Annotated in this window: 22 protein-coding genes; 10 read left to right on the top strand and 12 right to left on the bottom strand. The window is 53.2% G+C overall.

Features of this window, described 5'->3' with window-relative positions; translation table 11 throughout:
• Positions 1–88: 88 nt before the first annotated feature.
• From OVA10_RS07095 to OVA10_RS07110, 4 genes are all read right to left on the bottom strand, one after another.
• A complete protein-coding gene (locus OVA10_RS07095) occupies positions 89–1,210 on the bottom strand; it encodes a relaxase/mobilization nuclease domain-containing protein (RefSeq protein WP_268195680.1) in 1,122 nt (373 codons plus the stop codon).
• A 5-nt stretch (positions 1,211–1,215) separates the two neighbouring features.
• On the bottom strand, positions 1,216–1,581 hold the full coding sequence (locus OVA10_RS07100) for a hypothetical protein (protein ID WP_268195681.1): 366 nt from the start codon (positions 1,579–1,581) through the stop codon (positions 1,216–1,218).
• 224 nt (positions 1,582–1,805) lie between these two features.
• Entirely contained in the window at positions 1,806–4,691 is a 2,886-nt protein-coding gene (locus OVA10_RS07105; protein WP_268195682.1) for a TrlF family AAA-like ATPase, read from the bottom strand.
• Between the two features lie 406 nt (positions 4,692–5,097).
• Positions 5,098–5,328 (bottom strand): SymE family type I addiction module toxin, encoded by a 231-nt coding sequence (locus OVA10_RS07110; protein WP_102105440.1) that lies wholly within the window; start codon positions 5,326–5,328, stop codon positions 5,098–5,100.
• 187 nt (positions 5,329–5,515) lie between these two features.
• Here OVA10_RS07110 and OVA10_RS07115 point away from each other — a divergent pair, with 187 nt between their 5' ends.
• Positions 5,516–5,860 carry a nitrous oxide-stimulated promoter family protein gene (locus OVA10_RS07115; protein WP_100779146.1) on the top strand — a complete coding sequence of 115 codons (345 nt, stop codon included), beginning with the start codon at positions 5,516–5,518 and terminating at the stop codon, positions 5,858–5,860.
• Between the two features lie 27 nt (positions 5,861–5,887).
• Here OVA10_RS07115 and flhA read toward each other — a convergent pair whose 3' ends face one another.
• Genes flhA through hypA form a run of 6 tightly spaced genes read right to left on the bottom strand, consistent with a single transcriptional unit; the run spans position 5,888 to position 11,633 of the window.
• Positions 5,888–7,960: a formate hydrogenlyase transcriptional activator FlhA gene (gene flhA, locus OVA10_RS07120; protein ID WP_194512069.1), complete on the bottom strand. Its 2,073-nt coding sequence runs from the start codon at positions 7,958–7,960 to the stop codon at positions 5,888–5,890.
• Between the two features lie 60 nt (positions 7,961–8,020).
• The gene (gene hypE / locus OVA10_RS07125) at positions 8,021–9,031 is read right to left on the bottom strand and encodes a hydrogenase expression/formation protein HypE (RefSeq protein WP_268195683.1); all 1,011 of its coding nucleotides are present in this window, start codon (positions 9,029–9,031) and stop codon (positions 8,021–8,023) included.
• On the bottom strand, positions 9,028–10,149 hold the full coding sequence (gene hypD / locus OVA10_RS07130; RefSeq protein WP_102105436.1) for a hydrogenase formation protein HypD: 1,122 nt from the start codon (positions 10,147–10,149) through the stop codon (positions 9,028–9,030). Before hypD ends, hypE begins: the two co-directional genes overlap by 4 nt.
• Positions 10,150–10,152: 3 nt before the next feature.
• The gene (locus OVA10_RS07135; protein ID WP_268195684.1) at positions 10,153–10,425 is read right to left on the bottom strand and encodes a HypC/HybG/HupF family hydrogenase formation chaperone; all 273 of its coding nucleotides are present in this window, start codon (positions 10,423–10,425) and stop codon (positions 10,153–10,155) included.
• Positions 10,416–11,279 carry a hydrogenase nickel incorporation protein HypB gene (hypB, locus tag OVA10_RS07140; RefSeq protein WP_268195685.1) on the bottom strand — a complete coding sequence of 288 codons (864 nt, stop codon included), beginning with the start codon at positions 11,277–11,279 and terminating at the stop codon, positions 10,416–10,418. The genes OVA10_RS07135 and hypB overlap by 10 nt, the downstream gene beginning before the upstream one ends.
• A gap of 3 nt (positions 11,280–11,282) precedes the next feature.
• Positions 11,283–11,633 carry a hydrogenase maturation nickel metallochaperone HypA gene (gene hypA, locus OVA10_RS07145; RefSeq protein WP_107702949.1) on the bottom strand — a complete coding sequence of 117 codons (351 nt, stop codon included), beginning with the start codon at positions 11,631–11,633 and terminating at the stop codon, positions 11,283–11,285.
• Between the two features lie 210 nt (positions 11,634–11,843).
• On the opposite strand from hypA, the gene hycA reads away from it, so the two are divergent.
• From hycA to hycI, 9 genes are all read left to right on the top strand, one after another.
• Positions 11,844–12,299, top strand: a complete 456-nt coding sequence (hycA, locus tag OVA10_RS07150) for a formate hydrogenlyase regulator HycA (RefSeq protein WP_100779153.1) — start codon at positions 11,844–11,846, stop codon at positions 12,297–12,299.
• Positions 12,300–12,370: 71 nt separating this feature from the next.
• Positions 12,371–12,979, top strand: a complete 609-nt coding sequence (locus tag OVA10_RS07155) for a 4Fe-4S dicluster domain-containing protein (protein ID WP_100779154.1) — start codon at positions 12,371–12,373, stop codon at positions 12,977–12,979.
• A complete protein-coding gene (gene hycC, locus OVA10_RS07160) occupies positions 12,976–14,802 on the top strand; it encodes a formate hydrogenlyase subunit 3 (protein ID WP_248859070.1) in 1,827 nt (608 codons plus the stop codon). Before OVA10_RS07155 ends, hycC begins: the two co-directional genes overlap by 4 nt.
• Position 14,803: 1 nt before the next feature.
• Positions 14,804–15,727, top strand: coding sequence for a respiratory chain complex I subunit 1 family protein (locus tag OVA10_RS07165; RefSeq protein ID WP_123428704.1), 924 nt, complete (start codon positions 14,804–14,806; stop codon positions 15,725–15,727).
• Between the two features lie 17 nt (positions 15,728–15,744).
• Entirely contained in the window at positions 15,745–17,454 is a 1,710-nt protein-coding gene (locus tag OVA10_RS07170; RefSeq protein WP_102105431.1) for a hydrogenase large subunit, read from the top strand.
• 9 nt (positions 17,455–17,463) lie between these two features.
• Positions 17,464–18,006 (top strand): formate hydrogenlyase complex iron-sulfur subunit, encoded by a 543-nt coding sequence (locus OVA10_RS07175; protein ID WP_181826764.1) that lies wholly within the window; start codon positions 17,464–17,466, stop codon positions 18,004–18,006.
• The gene (locus OVA10_RS07180; protein ID WP_268195686.1) at positions 18,006–18,773 is read left to right on the top strand and encodes an NADH-quinone oxidoreductase subunit B family protein; all 768 of its coding nucleotides are present in this window, start codon (positions 18,006–18,008) and stop codon (positions 18,771–18,773) included. Before OVA10_RS07175 ends, OVA10_RS07180 begins: the two co-directional genes overlap by 1 nt.
• A complete protein-coding gene (locus OVA10_RS07185; protein ID WP_100779160.1) occupies positions 18,770–19,180 on the top strand; it encodes a formate hydrogenlyase maturation HycH family protein in 411 nt (136 codons plus the stop codon). The genes OVA10_RS07180 and OVA10_RS07185 overlap by 4 nt, the downstream gene beginning before the upstream one ends.
• A complete protein-coding gene (hycI, locus tag OVA10_RS07190) occupies positions 19,173–19,628 on the top strand; it encodes a hydrogenase maturation peptidase HycI (protein ID WP_129035041.1) in 456 nt (151 codons plus the stop codon). Before OVA10_RS07185 ends, hycI begins: the two co-directional genes overlap by 8 nt.
• A 44-nt stretch (positions 19,629–19,672) precedes the next feature.
• Here the strand turns inward: hycI and OVA10_RS07195 are convergent, their stop codons facing one another.
• Complete coding sequence (locus OVA10_RS07195; protein ID WP_268195687.1) at positions 19,673–21,097, bottom strand: 6-phospho-beta-glucosidase; 1,425 nt, start codon at positions 21,095–21,097, stop codon at positions 19,673–19,675.
• 18 nt (positions 21,098–21,115) lie between these two features.
• Complete coding sequence (gene ascF, locus OVA10_RS07200; RefSeq protein ID WP_102105428.1) at positions 21,116–22,567, bottom strand: PTS cellobiose/arbutin/salicin transporter subunit IIBC; 1,452 nt, start codon at positions 22,565–22,567, stop codon at positions 21,116–21,118.
• Positions 22,568–22,582: the final 15 nt, after the last annotated feature.

Below are 22,582 nucleotides of genomic sequence, written 5' to 3' on the forward strand. Positions count from 1 at the left end.
GCTATCATGAATGGTTAATCGATCGATTATAACGATCAATAATTTTGTCATAAAATCAACATCATAGGGGGTTATGGGTTGTTTTAAGCTAAATTTTCAGTCTAAAAATGTTTGTTTTCACAGGTTTTTCAACAGACGGAAGAGATGGTAGGCCTATAGAAAGTGGTGAAGCAGAAAAAATCTTGGGAGGGTGTTTAAACTCCCTTAACAATGGATTACGTAGTTTTTTGACGGTGTTAACTATTTTGTCTACCCAGGGAATGGTTTCTATCCATCGCATCGCTACGTCCACATAGCTTTTACCACAGATTTTATCATCAACTACAAATGAGACAGCCTCAGGTGAGACAAGCTGTATGTCTTCCACATCCATTCCAACGCAAAAACTAGATGTCTCGGTTTTCCTGTTAACTATGGTCGGGGAATCAATGATGATGAACGGCTCTAAGTTTTTCCATGAATACTTTTTACCAAGCTGAGAAGCCTTGAATGAGATGTTGGCGTACTCAAACGAAAAACCGTTCATTTTTCCGGTTGAAGCCCTATTGGGGATTGCTTTTATCTTCTGAGCTGCAAGCTGCTGCACAAACTCGTCTTCGGAAATCTTGCTGGTTATTAGTGTATCTATAGCTTCCTGTATGATCGTCTTTGGGCATTTCTCGCCAGTTCTGTCTTCCAGCATGGTCTCATTACGTGATTTTTTACGTTTGGCAGGTGAGGAAGAAGGTTTCAGGGCATCAGTTCCTTTAGTTCTTGTTAGCTGGTAGTCTTTTTCAAGTTCCTGGATGATACGAGTGCTGATAAGGTTCTCGTTTTTTCCCAGATACAGCTTCCCCGATGTAGCATCTATGCGACTTGCTACTATATGGATATGTTGGCCATCTTCATCATCATGAAGCACGTATGCACGTAGATGCGTTTCAGAGAAGCCCATACGCTTCATGTATTCATCAGCTATCTTTTTCCATTTCTGTATTGGTAAACTCTCACCAACAGGCTGACGTAAAGAGTTATGCCATACAGGTTTGCTGACATCTGAACGTAGAAGCTTTGTCGCATTGAACTCTGCACTTAGTGCTTCTGCGAAGCTTTCTATGACATTGCCTCCGATCACATATGGAGCTGATTTGTGGTGCGAAGCAGGTTTTAATAAATAAGAAATTAGCCCGTTAAAGGTTTTTCCTCTTTTGATCTTTTGCATCCCTTTCATGCAACCTACCTGACAGATGCGGTCGAAGATGTAAGACAGAAGCGAAGCTCTGATATCTGACGCTTAACTGCAAAGATCTCCGTTTTTGTTAATGTGCTTCCATCACTTTTACTTTCAAGATGACTTACCAGGATGTTCAGCTTCTGAGAGATTTCAGACAAAGATTTCCATGCTTCTATATTTATTGGGGGAACTATTGGTGGAAACTTGTCAAGTGAAGCTAATCGAAGCCATTCTCCCTTGCTTGTTTCGCCACGCTTGGTGTTGAGAAGCTGCAATTCATCATTATTTAGCCTGACGCTAACACAATGTGTTCTTAGCAAATTCTCTGATAACTTACTTTTATTTATATAATTTAATGTTTTATCCATACGAACTCCTTTCATATGTTAGTTATCTGCATAATCCTTATGCTATATATAGATATATTCTATTTGTGATAAATGTCAATAAAACAGCGAAGCCATGAGGTTGATAGCAAATAAACATTTTGATGGGGCAGTTTTTCTTTTTCAACCGAAGGGCGAAAAAGCAAGGTCAACTTTAGAAGCGTAGCTTCGATAAGTTAGCCCTTGCTAACAACCCTATAGAAAATTTAGAATTTCAGGCCATATTTTATTTCTCTTTCTTTAAATGCATCTTGACCTCCTTCCAGAATTTCACATACATGCTGCCTTATACCCATGCTCTTAAGAAGGCAAGTATCCTGTATCTTTTCAAAAGTATTTTCAAGTGCATTATTGATATATTCAAACTGATACTCTTCATTCTCACCATCTTTGATTTGACCAGATTGGTTTGCAACAATAACACATTCTGAATCAGCGGAAACAACAAGGTTTGCGTTATGAGTAACCAATATTATTTGTCTCGTTTTTTTGCGTTGCTTAATGAACCTGTTCAACTGTTCATAGATAGTTCTGTTATCTAAGTTATCTTCTGGTTGATCTATGAGTATTGGATGCGATGCATTGCTCAGGTGCAGCAATAAATTCAAAAGAACTAACCCTCTTTTACCCGGAGACATTTTTATTATTTCATCATTATTATAGATAATTTCATAATCAATGAAGAAATAGTCATCGTAGAGTGTATAAAGGATATCCTTTTTAGTAATTCCTTTTTTCAATTTTGGACAAGTTTCTTTCTTTGTATTTGCAAAAATGGTATTTATTTTTTCTATATGGTTTTCTACATCAAAAGCAAAAATTTCTTTAGGATCATATGCATCACCCATTAAAAGTTGTAAATTTCCTCTCATGTCATAATTATCTATGAATTTATCAAATCCATCTTTATTGAAACTGAGTTTAGGGATTATTTTCATATCATCAGAAATACTATATTGCTCTGATGATAACTCAATAATGTAGTCTTGATATAAAGACATTAATTCTGCATAATTTGTTTGTAAATTAGAAAGGTTATCTTTTGCATCTACTAATAATTTATCTATTACTTGTTGCAGTCCATTTATTTTACTTAGTTTTTCTCTTTCAATACTTATTTTTTTGGTAAATAAGTCGAGGCTTTCTTTTTCCTTAACTTTTAATAATAAAGGAGTGATCTCTAACTCTGATTTTTCTTTTATTTGTGTGATTTTATCGATAAGTTCTGGTATTTTATTTGTTTTCAACTCAAAATGCTTTTGAGTTTCTAAGCGAATGCTTTCCATACCTTTTTCAATAATGGCATAGTATTTTTTGGAAAAAATAGCAGTATCAGCAACACTTAATGAGGATGCTAAATCAGATTTTAAAGCATCAGTGTAATCTAGAAATCTTTCGTGTAAGCCAGTTATTAGCTTTGTGGAGTTTAAATGATAGTTATCAACTACTCTTAGTCTATTTTCAGAGTTTTTTATAATGGCATTTAGCTTATTGTATTTTATTATTTCCTGCTGATTGAATCCTGATTTTTCTCTTAGTTTTTTACATTGTTCTTCTAATGAACTGATCTCCTTTTCAATCGAGGATTTATCACCAATCTTATTTCTTTCTTCACATAATGTTGTGTAATTATCTGAGAATGACTGATGAAGTTCAATTTTTTCTTTTATCTCTTTGTTTTTTAACTTAATTTCAGATTCTTTTACTTCACTAAACTCATAAAAATCTCTATTCTGCTTCAGAATCGACTCGATAAGTTTTTTGAGCTGATTTTTTCCTTCAACTTCCGCAAGTTTATTAATGTACAATTGAGGTATGTAAGTTATAGGTTTTGTATCCTCTAAGTTAGAGAGCAAACTAATACTTCCATCATCCCACTCTACCTCAAAGTCAATACCTTTTGTATCATAGTTGTCGGTGTCAGCTAAGTTTATATTTTCTAAAACAGCACTTTTATTTATAGCCGCTGCAATGAAGTAAAGTAGAAGTGATTTTCCAGAAGACTTTCCACCTATTATTGTATTCAAATCTTTATTTAAATATATCCAATCTTTGGGGAATTTTTTATCTTCACATATGAACCTTACTCTTAATATCGTTTGATATCCGGCTTTTGTCTGCGGGTGAGATTCTTGGATTTTAACTCTCGACTCAGGCTCATATATTATTTGTTTTAGCCCATTGAAGCTGAGATTAGCTTTTATCCAAGTATGTCTATTATCGTCAGGTTTAAACATTTTATCTGAGGAGTGTGCATCTGAACCCCAAACGCAAGGTTTTAGGTTTCCAAACTCTTTCAGATAGTCTCTTATCGTCTCGTGTTTTTCACCTTTGCAAAAATCAATTGTGCCACTATTTGAAGTGAAGAGCATGTGTGATTGCATTATGAGATGCTTCCGAACGCCATGGCCTTGACTCTTCCAACTGACTTTACTTAGATCTTCATCTGCTGGTAAAGCTAATATATATTTTCCTTTAAATTTTCCGTTCGTGTTTAATATGTCTTTGAGTTCATCAAGATTGAAGCATGAATTTATCATCCCTACAAATAGGGGATTCTGTCCAGCAAAATTATCTTGATGTTGGCATAGTTTTTCGCCAAATTCGATTATATTCTCTTTTGTGAAGTTTCTTCTGTCTGTCCTGGCACCTGGTTCTGAATAAAAATCAAATTTCAGACAGTTTATAATTTCTTTTTCTATGATTTCTGGAGGGACAGAATCACATAATAAGAGATGATAATTTACTTTTCTATTCCACTTTAAATCTGATTCTTTTCCGATAACTAATTTATCAATTCTAAACTCGATGTTTGGTAATACCTTTATTTCTTTAACTAACTCATATTTTTCAGTACCTAATAATTGCTCCATTCTTTCAGGGTTAGCTAAGTAGTCATTTTTTATCTTTTTATATCCATCTATGAAAAAATAATCAGTAATCCCTATTACTTTTACATTTTCTTCGATAGCTTTAGTGAATAAATCAATAATATATTTATCCCAGTCGTCTCCATATTCGCTTCTCAAAACTGATGCAGGAGTATGGACATGAAGATCCCATTTATTCCATTCTGAGCCTCTACTGATCATTTCTTTCTCCATCTGAATTAAATTTATTTTTTATTTAATAGGATGCTGACCTATACTTATTCAGAATATAACTCAAATATGAGTAAACAAGAAGTATCGTTCCATTATTTTTGATGACTTGGAATATACTCCCCTAAGCTATCTACTATTGCTTTTTTCTAAATATGTAGCCCATATGTATACCAAATTTAGTTAACGACATGATTGTTAAATAATATCAATGAGTTAACTATTGAACAAAGGTACTGCTGCATCATCGGGGTATGCGCGGTTAAATTGTCGATTGTGCTCATGGAGTTATGATATCCATTTCTTTGAAATTGTTGCGTTTTGAGCGACCCACAGCTCGTTAATTCCCTCTATTGTCGCATGAAAAAATGGCGTGGCGCAGTAAAAAGTCGCGAGTTTACGCCGCCGCTTCATCCATCAGCTCAATGAGCAATTTCCCGTGTTCGACCCTCACCCGCACCTGTGAATTTGTTTTAAATCCTGCCTGTTCCAGCCAGTCGCCTTTCAGGCTGAGGGCGGGGTGTACGCTGTAGCGCTTCGGAATTTTGGTCTTCCGATCTTCGTGACGCTTTCTGAAATAGCCCACTTTAAGATGGCGATGGGGTTGAGCAATGATCATGTCAGACATAAAAACTCCCTTAACAGCGGTCAGGATGGCTTTAGATTTACCTGTATAAAATACCAGTAAAATGCGCCGGGAGTCGGTTTAAAACTGGAAGCGGCCTTCAGAAAATGAAATGCAAATGATGAAATCGGGCTGAAACAGGGGATATAAAAATGTATTATAAATGCACTTTATTAACCGGTAACGTGACATGTCAGGAAAACGCCTCTCCCGCGAAAAAGAGACTATCGGGAAAATGATTGCGCTGTATGAACAGCAATGCCCGGCGGCCACACATGAGGCAGGGCATTATCAGGCGCTGAAGGCCTATGCGGAAAAACGTCTGGATAAATGCGTGTTTGGTGAAGAGAAGCCCGCTTGCAAGCAGTGCCCGGTGCACTGTTACCAGCCCGCAAAACGCGAAGAGATGAAGCAGATTATGCGCTGGGCAGGGCCGAGAATGCTGTGGCGTCACCCGATTTTGACGATTCGTCATCTGATTGACGATCGCCGTCCGGTGCCAGAGCTGCCGGAAAAATATCGTCCGAAGACGTGATGCCGTGCCGGGCACGGCATATCGCGTCTAGACCAGCATATCCTTTTCAATACCCAGCCGTTTCATGCGTGAAAGCAGCGTGGTGCGCTTCAGCCCCAGGCGCTGCGCGGCACCTTTCGGCCCGGCGACCACGCCGTTGGTCTCTTTAAGAATGCGGACAATCAGCTGGTATTCGTCCTCACCCTCCTGCGGAAGTTCTGCCGCAGGCAGCGGTTTTTCTGCAACCATCAGCTCCGGCAGAGAGAGCTGAAGCACGTTGCCGCGCGTTAACAGCACTGCCCGCTCAATAACGTTTTCCAGCTCACGGACGTTGCCCGGCCACTCCATCGCGGAGAGCGTGCGCAGGGTTTCCGCCGGAATACTGTCGATATTGCGCCCCATCCGGCGGGCGATTTTGGCGGTAAAGGCTTTGACCAGCAGCGGAATGTCGTCCGGGCGTTCGCGCAGGGGAGGCAGGCAAATCGGGAACACGTTCAGGCGATAGTAGAGATCGTTACGGAACTCGCGATCGGCAACCATCTTTTTCAGATCGCGGTTAGTGGCGGCGATCAGGCGCACGTCGGTCTGGATCAGTTTGTTACTGCCGAGGCGTTCGAACTCCTGTTCCTGCAGCACGCGCAGCAGTTTTGGCTGCAACTCCAGCGGCATATCGCCCACTTCATCGAGGAACAGCGAGCTTTTATCGGCCAGTTCAAAACGACCGATGCGCTGGGTACTTGCGCCCGTAAACGCCCCGCGTTCGTGACCAAACAGATCGCTCTCGAGCAGTCCTGCCGGCATCGCCGCGCAGTTCATTTTCACCATCCGGCGGCTGTTGCGGTTGCTCAGATTGTGGATCGCGCGGGCGATCAGCTCCTTACCGGTGCCGGTTTCGCCGAGGATTAGCACCGTGCTGTCGCTCTGGGCCACCATCTCCACCTGCTTGAGCACGCTGAACATCGCGTCGCTGCGGCCAATGATCTCGCCGAATTCGCTGTCGACATTGTTCAGCTGTTCCGTCAGGGCCAGGTTCTCATCCACCAGCCGCTCTTTCAGGCGGTGAATCTCCTGATACGCCAGCGCATTATCGAGGGCGATGGCGATGCGCTCGGCAATCTGGCGCAGCAGCTTTAAGTTGGTGGTGGTAAAGATGTGCTCTTCACACTGGGCTAGTTTCAGTACGCCGAGCATGGTGTTGCCGGACATCAGCGGCAGCAGGCACAGGGTCTGGATCTGGTTGCCCCAGGAGTTAAACAGCATTCGCTCGTAGGGGGCCAGTTCGTCGCGCTCGCTCAGATTGAGCAGCAGCATCTCTTTGTTTTTGAAAACCTGTTCGGACAAGGTTCCGGCTTCGTCAACTTCGCTCTGCTCATGGGCCGGATTCGTTTCATCCAGATAGTGCGTGGAATGAATGGTCAGTTTGCCCTTGCGATGACCCCGCAGCACGATGCTGATGGCGTCTATTTTGAAGTAGTGATGGATCTCTTTGGCGACTTCGCTCACCAGCTCATCCATGTCCAGCCGGGAGAGCACCGCGTTGGTAATGGCGACCAGAATGCGGAAGTTATCACGCTCGCGGCTCAGCAGATCGTAGTCGACATTATCCGTGACCCGGCTGTGGATCTGCTCCGCCACCACGCTGACAATTTGCGTAAAGGTATGCAGGCGCTCGTACTCCGCCTCGCTCCACGGCTGATCGGCGTTACGGATAAACTCACAGCCGCCAAAGATACGCCCATCCACCGCCAGTGGCAGCAGACAGTAATGACCGAAGGGCGCATACAGCGGGCTTTCGGCAAGCCGTGGCCAGGCCTGGCGAAACTCGTCGAAATTGCAGTGCAGGGCGTCCGGGCGCGACAGAATACGACGCACAGGGCCGTGCGCCAGCACCGTTTCATCTTCATATTCGACAGGCTTGCCGTTATCGCGCGTAGCATAGTAGCTGGCGCGATGACTGGTGCTGTTCCAGAGCACAATCGCGGCGCTGTCTGCGAGGGCAGACTGCCTGACCAGCCGTGTGAGGGCATCGCTCAGTGAACCCAGGTCGGGCTGCTGTAAAAGTGTACGCGTAATATCAAACAGCCCTTGCTGTCCAAGATCGCTCATCGGTGTATACGACATATCGCTTCCAAAGAAACTGGCAAAAAAAGAGAAACAGTGCTGACCGCTTTTCGCGCGGTTCTAGCAAATTCGGGGTAACGGTTCTGAGTGTGGTAAATCCAGTGTGCGCTTGATGCCATACAGGCCGGTCAGTCGCACCCCTTTGCGCTCCACCACCTCCCCAACGATCGCGGCGTTCTGCCCCAGCGGATTGCTGCGCAGCTGTGCCAGTATGTTTTCGGCTGCGCTGCGTTCAACGCCAATCACCAGTTTGCCTTCGTTGGCAAAGTTTAGCGGATCCAAACCAAGCAGTTCGCACAGGCCGCGCACCGCCGGTTTGACGGGCAGTTGGCTTTCTACCAGCTCAATGCCGCAGCCGCTGGCGGCGGCGAACTCGTGGGCTACCGCATTTACGCCGCCGCGCGTGGCATCGCGCAGGGCTTTAACGCCTGCGCAGTTGCGCAAAGTCTGGATAAGCGGTGTCAGCACCGCGCAGTCGCTGCGCAGTTCGCCGTCCAGCCCCAGCCCTTCGCGCAGATTCAGGATCGTCGCGCCGTGACAGCCCAGCGTGCCGCTCACCAGCAGCACATCACCGACGGTAAGCTGCTGCGCGCCCCAGTGGATCTCCGCCGGGATCGCGCCCATACCTGCAGTATTGATAAACAGTTTGTCTGCCGCACCGCGCTGCACCACTTTGGTATCGCCAGTGACAATGGCGATGCCTGCGTCGCGCGCGGTCTGCGCCATGCTGTTGACGACGGTAGTTAACGTTGCCATCGGCAGGCCCTCTTCGAGGATAAAGCCGCAGGAGAGATAGCGGGGGATCGCCCCGCTTACCGCCACATCATTCGCCGTGCCGCACACCGCCAGCTTGCCGATATCACCGCCGGGGAAAAACAGCGGGTCGATGACGTAGCTGTCAGTGGAAAATGCCAGCCGATCGCCCTGCGCGGTGAGGGACGAGAGCGCGATACGCGCCTGATCTTCCTGCTCGGCCAGCCAGGGGTTATCGAAGGCTGCCATAAACAGCTGGCCAATCAGCTGCTGCATCGCCTGGCCGCCGCTGCCGTGGGCCATTTCCACCGTCTTCATGCTTCACACTCCTGATTGCGGTACTGATACCACGCGGCGCAGGCCCCTTCGGACGAGACCATCAGCGCGCCAAACGCTGTTTGCGGATTACAGGTGTTGCCAAATAACGGGCATTGATGCGGTTTGCATTTGCCGGTTAACACCGCCCCACAGCGGGCTCGGGGATCGTCGCACACCTGCTGCGGCTGCGGGCGAAAATGCGCTTCGGCGTCGAATGCCTGATACGCGGCGGTCAGATGCACGCCGGACTGCGCGATCAAACCCAGTCCGCGCCATTCGCTGTCGCCTTCGACGCTAAACACTTCGGCGATGGCCTGCTGCGCCAGCCGGTTGCCCGCATCGGGGACCACGCGGCGGTACTGATTTTCTACCGAACTCAGGGCTGCTATTTTCTGCTCAACCAGCATGTTCACGCCTTGTAGTAGATCAAGTGGTTCGAATCCAGCCACCACTAATGGGCGATGATACTCTGCGGCGATAAACCCATAGGCCTCGGTGCCTATCACCATGCTGACGTGGCCCGGCGCCAGAAACGCATCGATCCCGTTGTCGGGTTCGTCCAGCAGGCTGCGCAGGGTCGGGATAAGCGTAATGTGCTGACAGAAAAAGAAAAAGTTGGTCAGATTCTGCTTTTTTGCCTGCTGTAGGGTGATGGCCGTGGCGGGCATGGTGGTTTCAAACCCCAGGCCGAAAAAGACCACTTTGCGAGCAGGATTCTCTGCCGCCAGCTTCAGGGCATCCATCGGCGAGTAGACGATACGCACATCCGCGCCGTGTGCGCGGGCCTGCATCAGCGAACCGTTTTTCCCCGGCACGCGCATCGCGTCGCCAAAGGTGCAAAAAATAACGTCCGGCTGGCGGGCAATCTCAATGCAGCTGTCGATGCGGCCCATCGGCAGCACGCACACCGGACAGCCAGGGCCGTGGATAAATTCGATGTTATCGGGCAGGAGTTGATCGAGACCGAATTTAAAGATCGCATGGGTGTGGCCGCCGCACACTTCCATGATGCGCAGCGGGCGCTCTGCCGTGTAATCCAGCCGGGCAGCGCGCGTTTTCAGGTGTGCGATAAGCTGCATCACCTGTTCCGGCGCGCGATATTCATCAACGTAGCGCATGATTTATCGCTCCTCGCCAAACAGCAGGGCGCCGACGTCTGGCTCCACTTCAAACATATTTTGCAGCGCCGCCAGGGTGTCACAGGCCTCGGCTTCGTTAATCACGCTCATGGCAAAACCGACGTGCACCAGAACCCACTGGCCGAGGCGCGAGGCACCGTTTTCGTCAACCGCGCCCACCAGCGTTAAATCGACATCGCGCAGTATGCCGCAGACGTCCACTTTGGCCTGATTACCGTCGATATCGCGGATTTGTCCCGGAACGCCTATGCACATCGTTCGTTCTCCAGCCAGGCCAGCCAGCTCTCCATGCCGTCGCCCTTGGTGGCGGAAACCAGCAAAATTTCAATATCCGGGTTTACTTCCCGGGCAAAGGCCAGGCACTTCTCAACGTCAAAATTGAGATACGGCAGCAGATCGACTTTGTTAAGCAACATTAGCGAGGCGGCGGCAAACATATGCGGATATTTCAGCGGCTTGTCCTCGCCCTCCGTCACCGACAGTACCGCCACTTTATGTCGTTCGCCGAGATCAAAACTGGCCGGGCAGACCAGGTTACCGACGTTTTCGATAAACAGAATGCCGTTATCGGCAAGAGGCAGACGCGGCGCGGCGTCGGCAATCATCTGCGCATCCAGATGACAGCCTTTGCCCGTATTCACCTGAATGGCCGGGGTGCCGGTTTCACGAATGCGCGCCGCGTCATTAACGGTCTGCTGATCGCCTTCGATTACCGCGCAGGAGACGCGGTGATTCAGACGCTTCAGGGTTTCCGTCAGCAGCGTGGTTTTACCGGAACCGGGGCTGGACACCAGGTTCAGCACTAATTGCTGGCGAGCGGCGAAACGCGCGCGGTTGCGGGCGGCGAGCTGGTTGTTCTTATCCAGCACGTTAATTTCGACCTCCAGCATTTTGCGCTGGCTCATGCCCGGCGCATGCGTGCCCGCTTCACCGTGGCCGTAGTGCAGATCGCCCGCGTCAGACTGCTTCGGGGCAAAGGTGATGCCGGTCAGCGCCGCCACTTTACGCGGGGCGGGAGAGAAGGGCGCGGAGCGAAACGCGGAGTGGGGGCGATGCTCGTCCCCTTCGATATACAGGTTGCCTTCGGCGCAACCGCAGGTACTACACATGATTTACTCCTGGTCTATTTCGAGGCGCTGGATCTGCAAACCGTCGTCCGCGACGATGCGAAGCCCGGTGTTCTGACACTGCGGGCAGCTTCGCACTTTCGATGACAGCAACGTGACGTACTGCTGGCAGGTCTCGCACCAGCATTCGGCCTGCTGCTCTTCGAGATGCAGCTCGCAGCCTTCTGCCAGCGTGTCGCGACACACCAGCTCAAAGCAAAAGGTAAGGGCGCCTGGCTCGACGCAGGAAAATGCCCCGACTTTTAGCCATACGCCGGTGACGCGTTTTGCGTGATGCTGCTTCGCCTGCTGTTCGATAAGTTCCAGCGCTCGCTGGCAGAGGGTGATTTCGTGCATGACGCCTCCTCGGTGATTTGGGGCGGTTATGCAATAACGATGCCAGCCTGATTTAGGAAAGGGAGTGTCGATGACGGCGCTGACGAAATGACACGTCGACACACGCATTTTGACAGTCTGTTTTATTTTTAAATCGTTAATTATCAGTGATATAAAAACTGGCACAAAATCTGCTTAACAGCCGCTATCTCCAATAACCGGATACCTGAGATGACTATTTGGGAACTTAGCGAAAAAGCGGATTACATCGCGCAACGCCATCAACAATTACAGGAGCAGTGGCACCTCTACTGCAACTCACTGGTTCAGGGCATCACCCTGTCAAAAGCCCATCTGCACCACGCGATGAGCTGTGCGGCGCAAGAGGATTTGTGCTTCATCCTGTTCGGCCACTTTACGATTTACGTCACCCTGGCCGATGCCTTTAACAGCCACGTCATTGAGTATCACGTCGAGACCAAAGACGGCGACAGACAGCGGATTGCACAGGCGCAGCTGATGATCGACGGCATGGTTGACGGCCACGTCAGCACCCGCGATCGCCACCAGGTGCTTGAACACTATCTGGAAAAAATCGCGCCGGTTTACAACGGCCTCTATTCCGCGGTCGAGCACAATTTGCCGGTGAATTTGCAGTCGCTTACCAGCGAACCGCACACGGCCTGATGCTTGCGTGTCGAGATGTGTCGATATGGCACGTCCGTCGTCAAAAATGACACTGTCCTGAGGACTACCCGGTGAACCGTTTTGTAATTGCTGACTCGACGGTCTGTATTGGCTGCCACACCTGTGAAGCGGCGTGTTCCGAAACACACCGCCTGCACGGGCTGCAGTCCATGCCGCGCCTGCGCGTTATGCGTAATGAAAAAGAGTCTGCCCCGCAGCTCTGCCATCAATGTGAGGATGCCCCCTGCGCGGGCGTCTGTCCTGTGAATGCCATCAACCGTATCGATGGCGCTGTTCAGCTGAACGAAAGCCTGTGCGTAAGCTGCAAACTGTGCGGCATCGCCTGCCCGTTTGGTGCGATTGAATTTTCTGGCAGCCGCCCGCTGCATATTCCGGCCAATGCCAATTCGCCAAAAGCGCCACCTGCGCCTCCCGCACCGGCTCGCGTCAGTACCCTGCTGGACTGGGTGCCGGGCGTGCGCGCCGTGGCGGTGAAGTGCGATCTGTGCAGCTTTGACGAACAAGGCCCCGCCTGCGTACGCACCTGCCCAACTAAAGCGCTGATTCTGGTCAATATCCACGATATCGCTCGCACCAGTAAGCGCAAACGCGAACTGACCATTAATACCGACTTTGGCGATCTGTCGCTGTTTCAGGCGCAAAACGAGGGGGCGAAATGAACGCTGTCTATCTGATCAATAGCGCCGTAGCCTGCTTTGCTGCGACGGCGGTGCTGGCGCTGGTCTTCTCTTTTCACAAAACCCTCAGCGGATGGATTGCCGGAATCGGCGGCGCGGCGGGGAGTGTCATCACGGCGATAGCCGGATTCATGGTGTTGACGCAGGGTGTCCATGCAGAAGGCGTCATGCCGCTGATTCGCCACACTCTTCAGATCACGCCGCTGAATGCGATCTGGCTGGTGACCTTTGGCCTGTGCGGGCTGTTTGTCAGTCTGTTTAATATTGACTGGCACCGTCACCCGCAGACCAAACCGAACGGCCTGCTGGTCAATCTGCTGCTCGCCGCGGCCGTCTGTACCGTGGTGGCCAGCAACCTGGCCGCGCTGGTCGTAATGGCGGAGATCATGGCGCTGTGCGGCGTGTTCCTCACGGGATGCAGCCCATCCGGCAAACTGTGGTTTTTCCTGGGGCGTCTCGGCACCCTTTTGCTGGCGCTCACCTGCTGGCTGGTGTGGCAGCGCTACGGCACGCTTGACCTGGATCTGCTGAGCGCCCGCGCGCAGTTGCTGCCGTTTGGGGCCGATATCTGGCTTTCTGGCGTGGTCGGCTTTGGTCTGCTGGCGGGGATTATTCCGCTGCATGGCTGGGTGCCGCAGGCGCATGCCACTGCGTCAGCGCCCGCCGCGACGCTGTTCTCGACGGTGGTGATGAAAGTCGGTCTGTTTGGCATCCTCACGCTTTCGCTTATCGGTGGCCAACCGCCGCTGTGGTGGGGCGTGGTGCTGTTGATTGCCGGGATGATCACCGCCTTTGTCGGCGGGCTGTACGCCCTGATGGAGCACAACATCCAGCGCCTGCTGGCGTATCACACACTGGAAAACATCGGCATCATCCTGCTCGGCTTAGGCGCGGGTGTGACGGGGCTGGCGCTGAACCATCCGGCGCTGGTCGCCGCCGGGTTTATCGGCGGGCTGTACCATCTGGTTAACCATAGCCTGTTTAAAAGCACTCTGTTCCTGGGGGCGGGCAGCGTCTGGTTCCGCACCGGGCATCGCGATATCGAAAAGCTGGGCGGTATCGGTAAAAAAATGCCGCTGATTTCGCTCGCGATGCTGGTGGGGTTGATGGCGATGGCCGCACTTCCGCCGCTCAACGGTTTTGCCGGTGAGTGGGTGATCTATCAGTCCTTCTTTGCGCTGGGTCAGAGCGACCTCTTTATTGCTCGTCTGCTCGGGCCAATGCTGGCGGTCGGCCTCGCGATCACCGGCGCGCTGGCGGTGATGTGTATGGCGAAAGTCTATGGCGTCACCTTCCTTGGCGCACCGCGCACTCCGGAGGCAGAAAATGCCCGCAGTGCACCGGCGCTGATGACCGCAAGCGTGGTTCTGCTGGCCCTGTGCTGCATCGCGGGTGGGGTTGCCGCGCCGTGGCTGCTGCCGCTGCTGGGGAGTGCGGTTCCACTACCGCTCACGACCGCGCACACCGCCGTTTCCCAGCCGATGATTGCCCTGCTGCTGATCGCCGCGCCGCTGTTACCGCTGGTGCTGATGATGTTCTTCAAACGCGACCGTCTGCCTGCGCGTTCACGCGGTACGGCATGGGCGTGCGGGTACGAGCACGAACAATCGATGGTTATCACCGCCCACGGTTTTGCGATGCCGGTAAAAGAGAACTTCGCCTTTGTCCTGAAACTGCGCCACGCGCTGAACCCGGTGAAGGTGATTCCCGGCTGGCAAAGCGCGGCTGCACCGACGCTGTTCCGTCGTCTCGCCGTGATCGAGCTGGCGGTGCTGGTGGTGATTGTGATTTCACGAGGAGCCTGACATGAGTCTGTTACTGGCATTACTTCAGGCGCTGGTGTTATTCGCCGTTGCGCCACTGCTTTCGGGCATTACCCGCGTGGCCCGCGCCCGGATGCACAACCGTCGCGGTCCGGGCGTGCTTCAGGAGTACCGCGATCTCATCAAACTGATAGGTCGTCAGAGCATCGCCCCGGATGCGTCCGGCTGGGTGTTCCGCCTGACGCCGTTCGTGATGGTCGGCGTGATGCTGACCATCGCCACCGCGCTGCCGGTGGTGACCGTCGCGTCGCCTCTGCCGGTGCTCGGCGATCTGATCACCCTGATCTACCTCTTCGCTATCGCGCGCTTTTTCTTTGCGATTGCAGGGCTGGATACGGGCAGTCCGTTTACTGGTATCGGCGCCAGCCGCGAGGCGATGCTCGGCGTGCTGGTGGAACCGATCCTGCTGCTGGGCCTGTGGGTAGCCGCGCAGGTCGCGGGTTCCACCCATATCAGCTTTATCACTGACACGGTTTATCACTGGCCGGTTACGCGCACCGTTCCGCTGCTGCTGGCGCTCTGCGCCTGTGCTTTCGCCACCTTTATTGAGATGGGAAAGCTGCCCTTTGACCTCGCGGAAGCGGAGCAGGAGCTGCAGGAAGGACCGCTCACGGAGTACAGCGGCTACGGCTTTGCGGTGCTGAAGTGGGGCATCAGCCTCAAACAGCTGGTGGTTCTGCAAATGTTTGTCGGCGTCTTCTTCCCGTGGGGGCAGATGACACACTTCTCGGCGGCGGGTTTGCTGCTGGCAGTGGTTATCGCCGTGCTCAAGCTGGTGGCGGGGGTGCTGATTATCGCGCTGTTTGAAAACAGCATGGCGCGACTGCGTTTCAACGCCACGTCGCGCGTCACCTGGGCCGGTTTTGGGTTCGCATTTTTAGCCTTCGTCTCCTTGCTGGTGGCGTGATTACAGAGAGTCTTAGCATGTCTGAAGAAAAAGTAGGTCAACAGTATCTTGCCGCACTGCATCAGGCGTTTCCCGGCGTGGTGCTGGAGGAGAGCTGGCAGACCAAAGACCAGATCACCGTCACCATCAAGGTGAACTACCTGCCGGAAGTGGTGGAGTTTCTCTATTACCAGCAGGGCGGCTGGCTGTCGGTACTGTTCGGCAACGATGAGCGTCAGCTGTGCGGCAACTACGCGGTTTACTACGTGCTGTCGATGGAGCAGGGCGTGAAGTGCTGGCTCACGGTACGCGTCGAAGTTGATCCGAATAAACCGGAATACCCGTCCGTCACGCCGCGCGTGCCTGCCGCCGTCTGGGGCGAGCGCGAAGTGCGCGACATGTACGGCCTGGTGGCGGTTGGCCTGCCGGATGAGCGCCGTCTGGTGCTGCCCGACGACTGGCCGGATGAACTCTATCCGCTGCGCAAAGACAGCATGGATTATCGCCAGCGTCCGGCGCCGACGACCGACAGCGAAACCTACGAGTTCATCAACGAACTCGGCAGCAAAAAGAACAACGTGGTGCCGATTGGCCCGCTGCACGTCACCTCCGATGAACCGGGCCACTTCCGCCTGTTTGTCGACGGCGAAAACATTATCGACGCCGATTACCGCCTGTTCTACGTCCATCGCGGCATGGAAAAACTGGCGGAAACCCGTATGGGTTACAACGAAGTCACCTTCCTGTCAGATCGTGTTTGCGGGATCTGCGGCTTTGCCCACAGCACCGCTTATACCACCTCGGTGGAAAACGGCATGGGGATTGTGGTGCCTGAGCGGGCGCAGATGATCCGCGCCATTCTGCTGGAGGTCGAACGCTTGCACTCACACCTGCTGAACCTCGGCCTCGCCTGTCACTTCGTCGGCTTTGATTCCGGGTTTATGCAGTTCTTCCGCGTGCGTGAAGCGTCGATGAAGATGGCGGAAATCCTCACTGGGGCGCGTAAAACTTACGGTCTGAACCTGATAGGCGGGATTCGCCGCGATCTGCTGAAAGACGACATGATCCAGACCCGCCTGCTGGCACAGCAGATGCGCCGCGATGTGCAGGATCTGGTGGATATGCTTCTGAGCACGCCAAATATCGAGCAGCGTACCGTCGGTGTGGGCCGTCTCGATCCGCAGATCGCCCGCGACTTCAGCAACGTCGGCCCAATGGTGCGCGCCAGCGGTCACGCCCGCGATACCCGCGCCGATCACCCGTTTGTCGGTTACGGTCTGTTGCCGATGACCGTACACAGCGAGCAGGGCTGCGACGTTATCTCGCGTCTGAAAGTGCGTATCAACGAAGTCTTTACCGCCCTGAATATGATCGATTTTGGACTGGATAATCTGCCCGGCGGTCCGCTGGCGGTGGAAGGCTTTACCTATATCCCGAACCGTTTTGCGCTCGGGTTCGCCGAGGCGCCACGCGGAGATGATATCCACTGGAGCATGACCGGCGACAACCAGAAGCTCTACCGCTGGCGCTGCCGTGCGGCGACCTACGCCAACTGGCCGACCCTGCGCTACATGCTGCGCGGCAATACGGTCTCTGATGCGCCGCTGATCATCGGCAGCCTCGATCCTTGCTACTCCTGTACCGACCGCATGACGGTGGTGGATGTACGCAAGAAGAAAAGCCAGGTGGTGCCGTACAAAGAGCTTGAACGCTACAGCATCGAGCGCAAGAACTCGCCGCTGAAATAAGGAACCGTCATGTTTACCTTTATCAAAAAAGTGATCAAAACCGGTACGGTCACCAGCCGTTATCCGCTTGAGCCGATGCCGGTCGATAAAAACTTTCGCGGCAAACCAGAGCACAACCCGCAGCAGTGCATCGGCTGTGCGGCGTGCGTTAACGCCTGCCCGTCGAACGCCCTGACGGTGGAGACGGATCTGGCGACGAATCAGCTGGCCTGGCAGTTCAACCTCGGACGCTGCATTTTTTGTGGCCGCTGTGAAGAGGTCTGCCCGACGGCGGCGATAAAGCTGTCGCAGGAGTACGAGCTGGCGGTGTGGAAAAAAGAGGATTTCCTCCAGCAGTCGCGTTTTGACCTGTGCCACTGCCGCGTTTGCCACCATCCGTTTGCCGTGCAAAAAGAGATCGACTACGCCATTGCGTTGCTGAAACACAACGGTGATGCTCGCGCCGAAATGCACCGGGAAGGGTTTGAAACCTGCCCGGAATGCAAGCGTCAGAAATGCCTGCTGCCGTCCGACCGCATTGATATCACCCGCCACATGAGAGAAGCCAGCTGATGAATAATTTACTCGGCCCGCGCGACGATAACGGCATTCCTGTGCCGATGACGGTGGACGAATCCATCGCGAGCATGAAAACCTCCCTGCTGAAAAACATCAAACGTTCCGCCTACGTCTACCGCGTGGACTGCGGCGGCTGCAACGGCTGCGAAATCGAAATCTTCGCCACCCTGTCGCCGCTGTTTGATGCCGAACGTTTTGGTATCAAAGTGGTGCCATCCCCGCGCCACGCGGACATTCTGCTGTTTACCGGCGCGGTGACGCGTGCGATGCGCTCTCCGGCGCTGCGCGCCTGGCAATCGGCGCCGGATCCAAAAATTTGTATCTCCTATGGCGCCTGCGGCAACAGCGGCGGGATCTTCCACGATCTCTACTGCGTGTGGGGCGGCACCGACAAAATCGTGCCGGTGGATGTGTATATCCCTGGCTGCCCGCCGACGCCTGCGGCGACGCTGTACGGTTTTGCGATGGCGCTGGGTCTGCTGGAGCAGAAAATTCACGCTCGCGCCCCGGGTGAGCTGGACAATCAGCCCGCGCAGATTTTGCACCCGGATATGGTGCAGCCTCTGCGCGTGAAGGTCGATCGGACGGCGCGACGCCTCGCCGGGTATCGCTATGGCCGTCAGATTGCTGATGACTATCTGCGTCTGTTGAGCCAGGGCGAGCATCAGGTGGCGCGCTGGCTGGAGGCGGAGAAAGATCCGCGTCTGAACGAGATCGTGGCAAACCTGGATCAGGTGGTGGATGAGGCGCGTATCCGATGAGTGAAAAGGTGGTGTTCAGTCAGCTGAGCCGTAAATTTATCGATGAGAACGACGCGACGCCGGATGCGGCCCAGCAGGTGGTCTATTACAGCCTGGCGATTGGCCACCATCTCGGGGTGATCGACTGTTTAGAGGCGGCGCTGAGCTGTCCGTGGCAGGACTATCTGGCGTGGATCGGCACGCTGGAGGCGGGTAGCACGGCGCGACGCAAAATGGAAGGTGTACCGAAGTATGGCGAGATTGTCATCGACAGCAATCACATCGCCATGCTGGCGAATGCCTTCGATGCGGCGCTCGCAGTGCAAACCCCTGAGCAGCAGGCGTGGAGCAAAACGGTGCTCAGTATGCTGCATGATATTCATCAGGAGAGCGCCATCTACCTGATGGTGAGGAGATTACGTGACTGACGTTTTACTGTGTGTGGGTAACAGCATGATGGGCGACGACGGCGCAGGCCCGCTGCTGGCGGAAATGTGCTTCGCACATCCGCAGGGTAACTGGCAGGTGATCGACGGCGGCAGCGCGCCGGAAAATGACGTGGTTGCCCTTCGGGAGCTGCGCCCGGACCGGCTGCTGATTGTCGATGCCACCGACATGGGGCTAAACCCCGGCGAAATCCGCCTCATCGATCCGGACGATATTGCTGAGATGTTCATGATGACCACTCACAATATGCCGCTCAACTATCTGGTCGATCAGATTAAAGACGACGTGGGCGAGGTGCTGTTTTTGGGCATTCAGCCGGATATTGTCGGCTTTTATTATCCGATGACTCCCGCGATAAAAGCGGCGGTGGAAACAGTCTATTCCCGGCTTGCAGGATGGGCAGGGGACGGGGGTTTTGCACGACTCTGAGAAGTCAATGCCCGGTGCGCGACGTACCACCGGGCAGAACTCCGTTACGCCAAATCCGCCCCGTTGCTCGCAATCACCTTCTTATACCACCAGAACGATTTCTTGCGTTTACGATCCAGCGTGCCGTTGCCTGCGTCGTCACGATCGACATACACAAACCCGTAGCGCTTGCTCATCTCGCCCGTGGAGGCTGCCACCAGATCGATACAGCCCCAGGTGGTGTAGCCCATTAGCGGCACGCCGTCTTCAATCGCATCGCCCATCGCGCGGATATGCTCACGCAGATAGCTGATGCGGTAGTCGTCATTAATCTCGCCGCTGGCGTCGATCTCGTCTTTCGCCCCGAGGCCGTTTTCCACCAGGAACAGCGGTTTCTGGTAGCGGTCATACATCATGTTCATGGTGATGCGCAGGCCCAGCGGGTCAATGCCCCAGCCCCATTCGCTCACCTCAATGTGCGGGTTGCGCAGGGATTTGACGATGTTTGCCGCGCTGGTGTTATTGGCGTTCATCTCCGCTGAGGCGCAGCGTGACGCGTAATAACTGAACGAGACAAAATCGACGGTATGTTTCAGGATCTGGTCGTCGGCCGGGTCTTTGACAATCGTCACCCCTTTATCGCGGAACACGCGCGCCGAGTAAGCCGGATAGGTGCCACGCGCCTGAACGTCAATAAAGAACAGGTTTTCGCGATCTTTTTCCAGCGCCGTCCACACGTCTTCTGGCTTGCAGGAGTACGGGTAGAAACTGCCGCCTGCCAGCATACAGCCGACCTGGTTTTCCGGGTTCACTTCATGGGCGATTTTGGTCGCCAGTGCGCTTGCCACCAGCTCGTGGTGTGCGGCCTGGTATTTCACCTGATCTGCGTTTTCACCCTCTTCAAACACCAGCCCCGCGCCCGAGAACGGGCTGTGCAGCATGATGTTGATCTCGTTGAAGGTCAGCCAGTATTTCACCAGACCATTGAACTCTTCAAAGCAGGTGCGCGCGTAGCGGGCGAAGAAATCGACCATTTTGCGGTTGCGCCAGGAGCCGTATTCGGTGACCAGATGCATTGGCACATCGAAGTGACACAGGGTCACCAGCGGCTCGATATTGTACTTTTTGCACTCTTCAAATACCGCGCGGTAAAAGGCGATACCGGCCTGATTCGGCAGCGGCTCGTCGCCGTTCGGGTAGAGGCGGCTCCAGGCAATCGAGGTGCGGAACACCGTAAAGCCCATCTCCGCCATCAGAGCGATGTCTTCTTTGTAGCTATGGTAGAAATCTATCGCCTCGTGGCTCGGGTAAAACTCGTCGTCGCGCAGCGAGAAACGTTTTTCCTTACCGACTTTCACCGCCATGCGGTTTGCGCCGTGGGGGATCATATCGACGGTGGTCAGCCCTTTACCGCCTTCACGGTAAGCACCTTCACTCTGGTTGGCGGCCAGTGCGCCGCCCCATAAAAATCCTTCTGGAAAAACAGACATTTGTACCTCGTTATTCATTTATGCTCGTGCTTCTTGTGCCGGAACCGGTGCGGTTTGCAGGGCGCGTGCTTTCTCGGCCTCGTCTTCCACCGGAATATCCTCAAAGCCGAGGATCAGCGTCAGAACAAACGAAAGCACCACGGCCAGGGCCATCACGCCAAACACCCAGACGATGGTCATCGGATTGGCTGGATCGAAGAACTGTACGCTGGTGAACAGGCCCGGTGCCGCCATCGAGTGGCTGGCAAGCCCCGCCATACCGGCGATCGCGCCGCAGATAAAGCCGCTGATCAGGCTCGCAATTAACGGGCGTTTCAGGCGAATCGCCACGCCGTAAAGTGCCGGTTCAGAAATTCCCGCCATGATGGCGGACGCCGCCGCGGCGAGCGCCGTCTGGCGCAGTTCCGGGTTTTTGGTTTTCCACGCCACCGCCAGGGAAGAACCGCCAAGAGAGAGGTTCGCGCCGATTTCCGACGGCATCACCATCCCTTCTTTGCCGGTTTCGGCAATGGTCTGAATAATCGTTGGCGTAAAGACGCGGTGCATACCGGTCATTACCAGCAGCGGCCAGAGTGCGCCCATAATGGCCACGGACAGCCAGCCCAGATAGCCGTGAATGGTGTAGACCAGCGACGAAATCGCGCTACCAATCCAGATACCCAGCGGCCCAATTAGCACAATCGCCAGCGGGGCGGCAATCAGCACGATCAGCATCGGTTTCAGGAAGTTTTTGGTGACCGCTGGCGTGATCTTGTCCACCCAGCGTTCGATGTACGACAGGCACCAGGTCATGACCAGCGCCGGGATCACCGTGTAGGTGTATTTCACCGCCGTCACCGGGATAAACGCGAACTCGACGTGCTCGCCCTGGGCGGCTTTCGCCATCAGTTCAATAAAGCTCGGATGCACCAGCACGCCTGCGATGGCAATCGCCAGCGACATGTTGGTTTTGAATTTCACGGCGGCAGACGCGGCCACCATCAGCGGCAGGAAGAAGAAGGCTCCGTCACCGATTACCGTCAGAATCGTGAGCGTCGGGGCACCTTTCGGCAGCGCGCCGGTCATCTCCAGGATCATTGCCAGCAGTTTCACCATCGAGCCGCCGATGATCGCCGGGATCAGCGGGGACATAGTGCCGATCAGCGCGTCGAGCACGCCAGCGCCGATGCGGCGAAGCGTCAGTTTTTGCGGGCCTTGCGGCTCTGCAGGGCGCATCCCGGCAGGTAGCAGGTTCACCACCTCGCGGTAGGCTTGAGACACGGTGTTGCCGATGATCACCTGACACTGGTTATCGTTACGCACCACGCCGAGCACGCCGGAGAGGCTTTTGAGCGTGGCGCTGTCGATGGCGCTTTCGTCCTGCAACACAAAGCGCAGGCGCGTCATACAGTGGGTGACGGCGACGATGTTATCTTTCCCGCCGAGCGCGCTGACAATGTCTTTCGCCAGCGCGGCATAATTTTTGGCCATCGGAAGTGATCCTGT

This window comes from Lelliottia sp. SL45 (assembly GCF_026672535.1).
Lineage (GTDB): Bacteria > Pseudomonadota > Gammaproteobacteria > Enterobacterales > Enterobacteriaceae > Enterobacter > Enterobacter nimipressuralis.

Excerpts from the sequence above, each read along its gene's own strand:
- OVA10_RS07095 (WP_268195680.1), bottom strand. The coding sequence starts at position 1,210 with ATGAAAGGGATGCAAAAGATCAAAAGAGGAAAAACCTTTAACGGGCTA.
- OVA10_RS07100 (WP_268195681.1), bottom strand. The coding sequence starts at position 1,581 with ATGGATAAAACATTAAATTATATAAATAAAAGTAAGTTATCAGAGAAT.
- hypA (WP_107702949.1), bottom strand. The coding sequence starts at position 11,633 with ATGCACGAAATCACCCTCTGCCAGCGAGCGCTGGAACTTATCGAACAG.
- OVA10_RS07170 (WP_102105431.1), top strand. The coding sequence starts at position 15,745 with ATGTCTGAAGAAAAAGTAGGTCAACAGTATCTTGCCGCACTGCATCAG.
- OVA10_RS07135 (WP_268195684.1), bottom strand. The coding sequence starts at position 10,425 with ATGTGCATAGGCGTTCCGGGACAAATCCGCGATATCGACGGTAATCAG.
- OVA10_RS07115 (WP_100779146.1), top strand. The coding sequence starts at position 5,516 with ATGTCAGGAAAACGCCTCTCCCGCGAAAAAGAGACTATCGGGAAAATG.
- ascF (WP_102105428.1), bottom strand. The coding sequence starts at position 22,567 with ATGGCCAAAAATTATGCCGCGCTGGCGAAAGACATTGTCAGCGCGCTC.
- OVA10_RS07175 (WP_181826764.1), top strand. The coding sequence starts at position 17,464 with ATGTTTACCTTTATCAAAAAAGTGATCAAAACCGGTACGGTCACCAGC.
- hypD (WP_102105436.1), bottom strand. The coding sequence starts at position 10,149 with ATGCGCTACGTTGATGAATATCGCGCGCCGGAACAGGTGATGCAGCTT.
- hycA (WP_100779153.1), top strand. The coding sequence starts at position 11,844 with ATGACTATTTGGGAACTTAGCGAAAAAGCGGATTACATCGCGCAACGC.
- hypB (WP_268195685.1), bottom strand. The coding sequence starts at position 11,279 with ATGTGTAGTACCTGCGGTTGCGCCGAAGGCAACCTGTATATCGAAGGG.
- OVA10_RS07185 (WP_100779160.1), top strand. The coding sequence starts at position 18,770 with ATGAGTGAAAAGGTGGTGTTCAGTCAGCTGAGCCGTAAATTTATCGAT.
- hypE (WP_268195683.1), bottom strand. The coding sequence starts at position 9,031 with ATGAAGACGGTGGAAATGGCCCACGGCAGCGGCGGCCAGGCGATGCAG.
- OVA10_RS07165 (WP_123428704.1), top strand. The coding sequence starts at position 14,804 with ATGAGTCTGTTACTGGCATTACTTCAGGCGCTGGTGTTATTCGCCGTT.
- OVA10_RS07110 (WP_102105440.1), bottom strand. The coding sequence starts at position 5,328 with ATGTCTGACATGATCATTGCTCAACCCCATCGCCATCTTAAAGTGGGC.
- OVA10_RS07180 (WP_268195686.1), top strand. The coding sequence starts at position 18,006 with ATGAATAATTTACTCGGCCCGCGCGACGATAACGGCATTCCTGTGCCG.
- OVA10_RS07105 (WP_268195682.1), bottom strand. The coding sequence starts at position 4,691 with ATGATCAGTAGAGGCTCAGAATGGAATAAATGGGATCTTCATGTCCAT.
- flhA (WP_194512069.1), bottom strand. The coding sequence starts at position 7,960 with ATGTCGTATACACCGATGAGCGATCTTGGACAGCAAGGGCTGTTTGAT.
- OVA10_RS07195 (WP_268195687.1), bottom strand. The coding sequence starts at position 21,097 with ATGTCTGTTTTTCCAGAAGGATTTTTATGGGGCGGCGCACTGGCCGCC.
- hycC (WP_248859070.1), top strand. The coding sequence starts at position 12,976 with ATGAACGCTGTCTATCTGATCAATAGCGCCGTAGCCTGCTTTGCTGCG.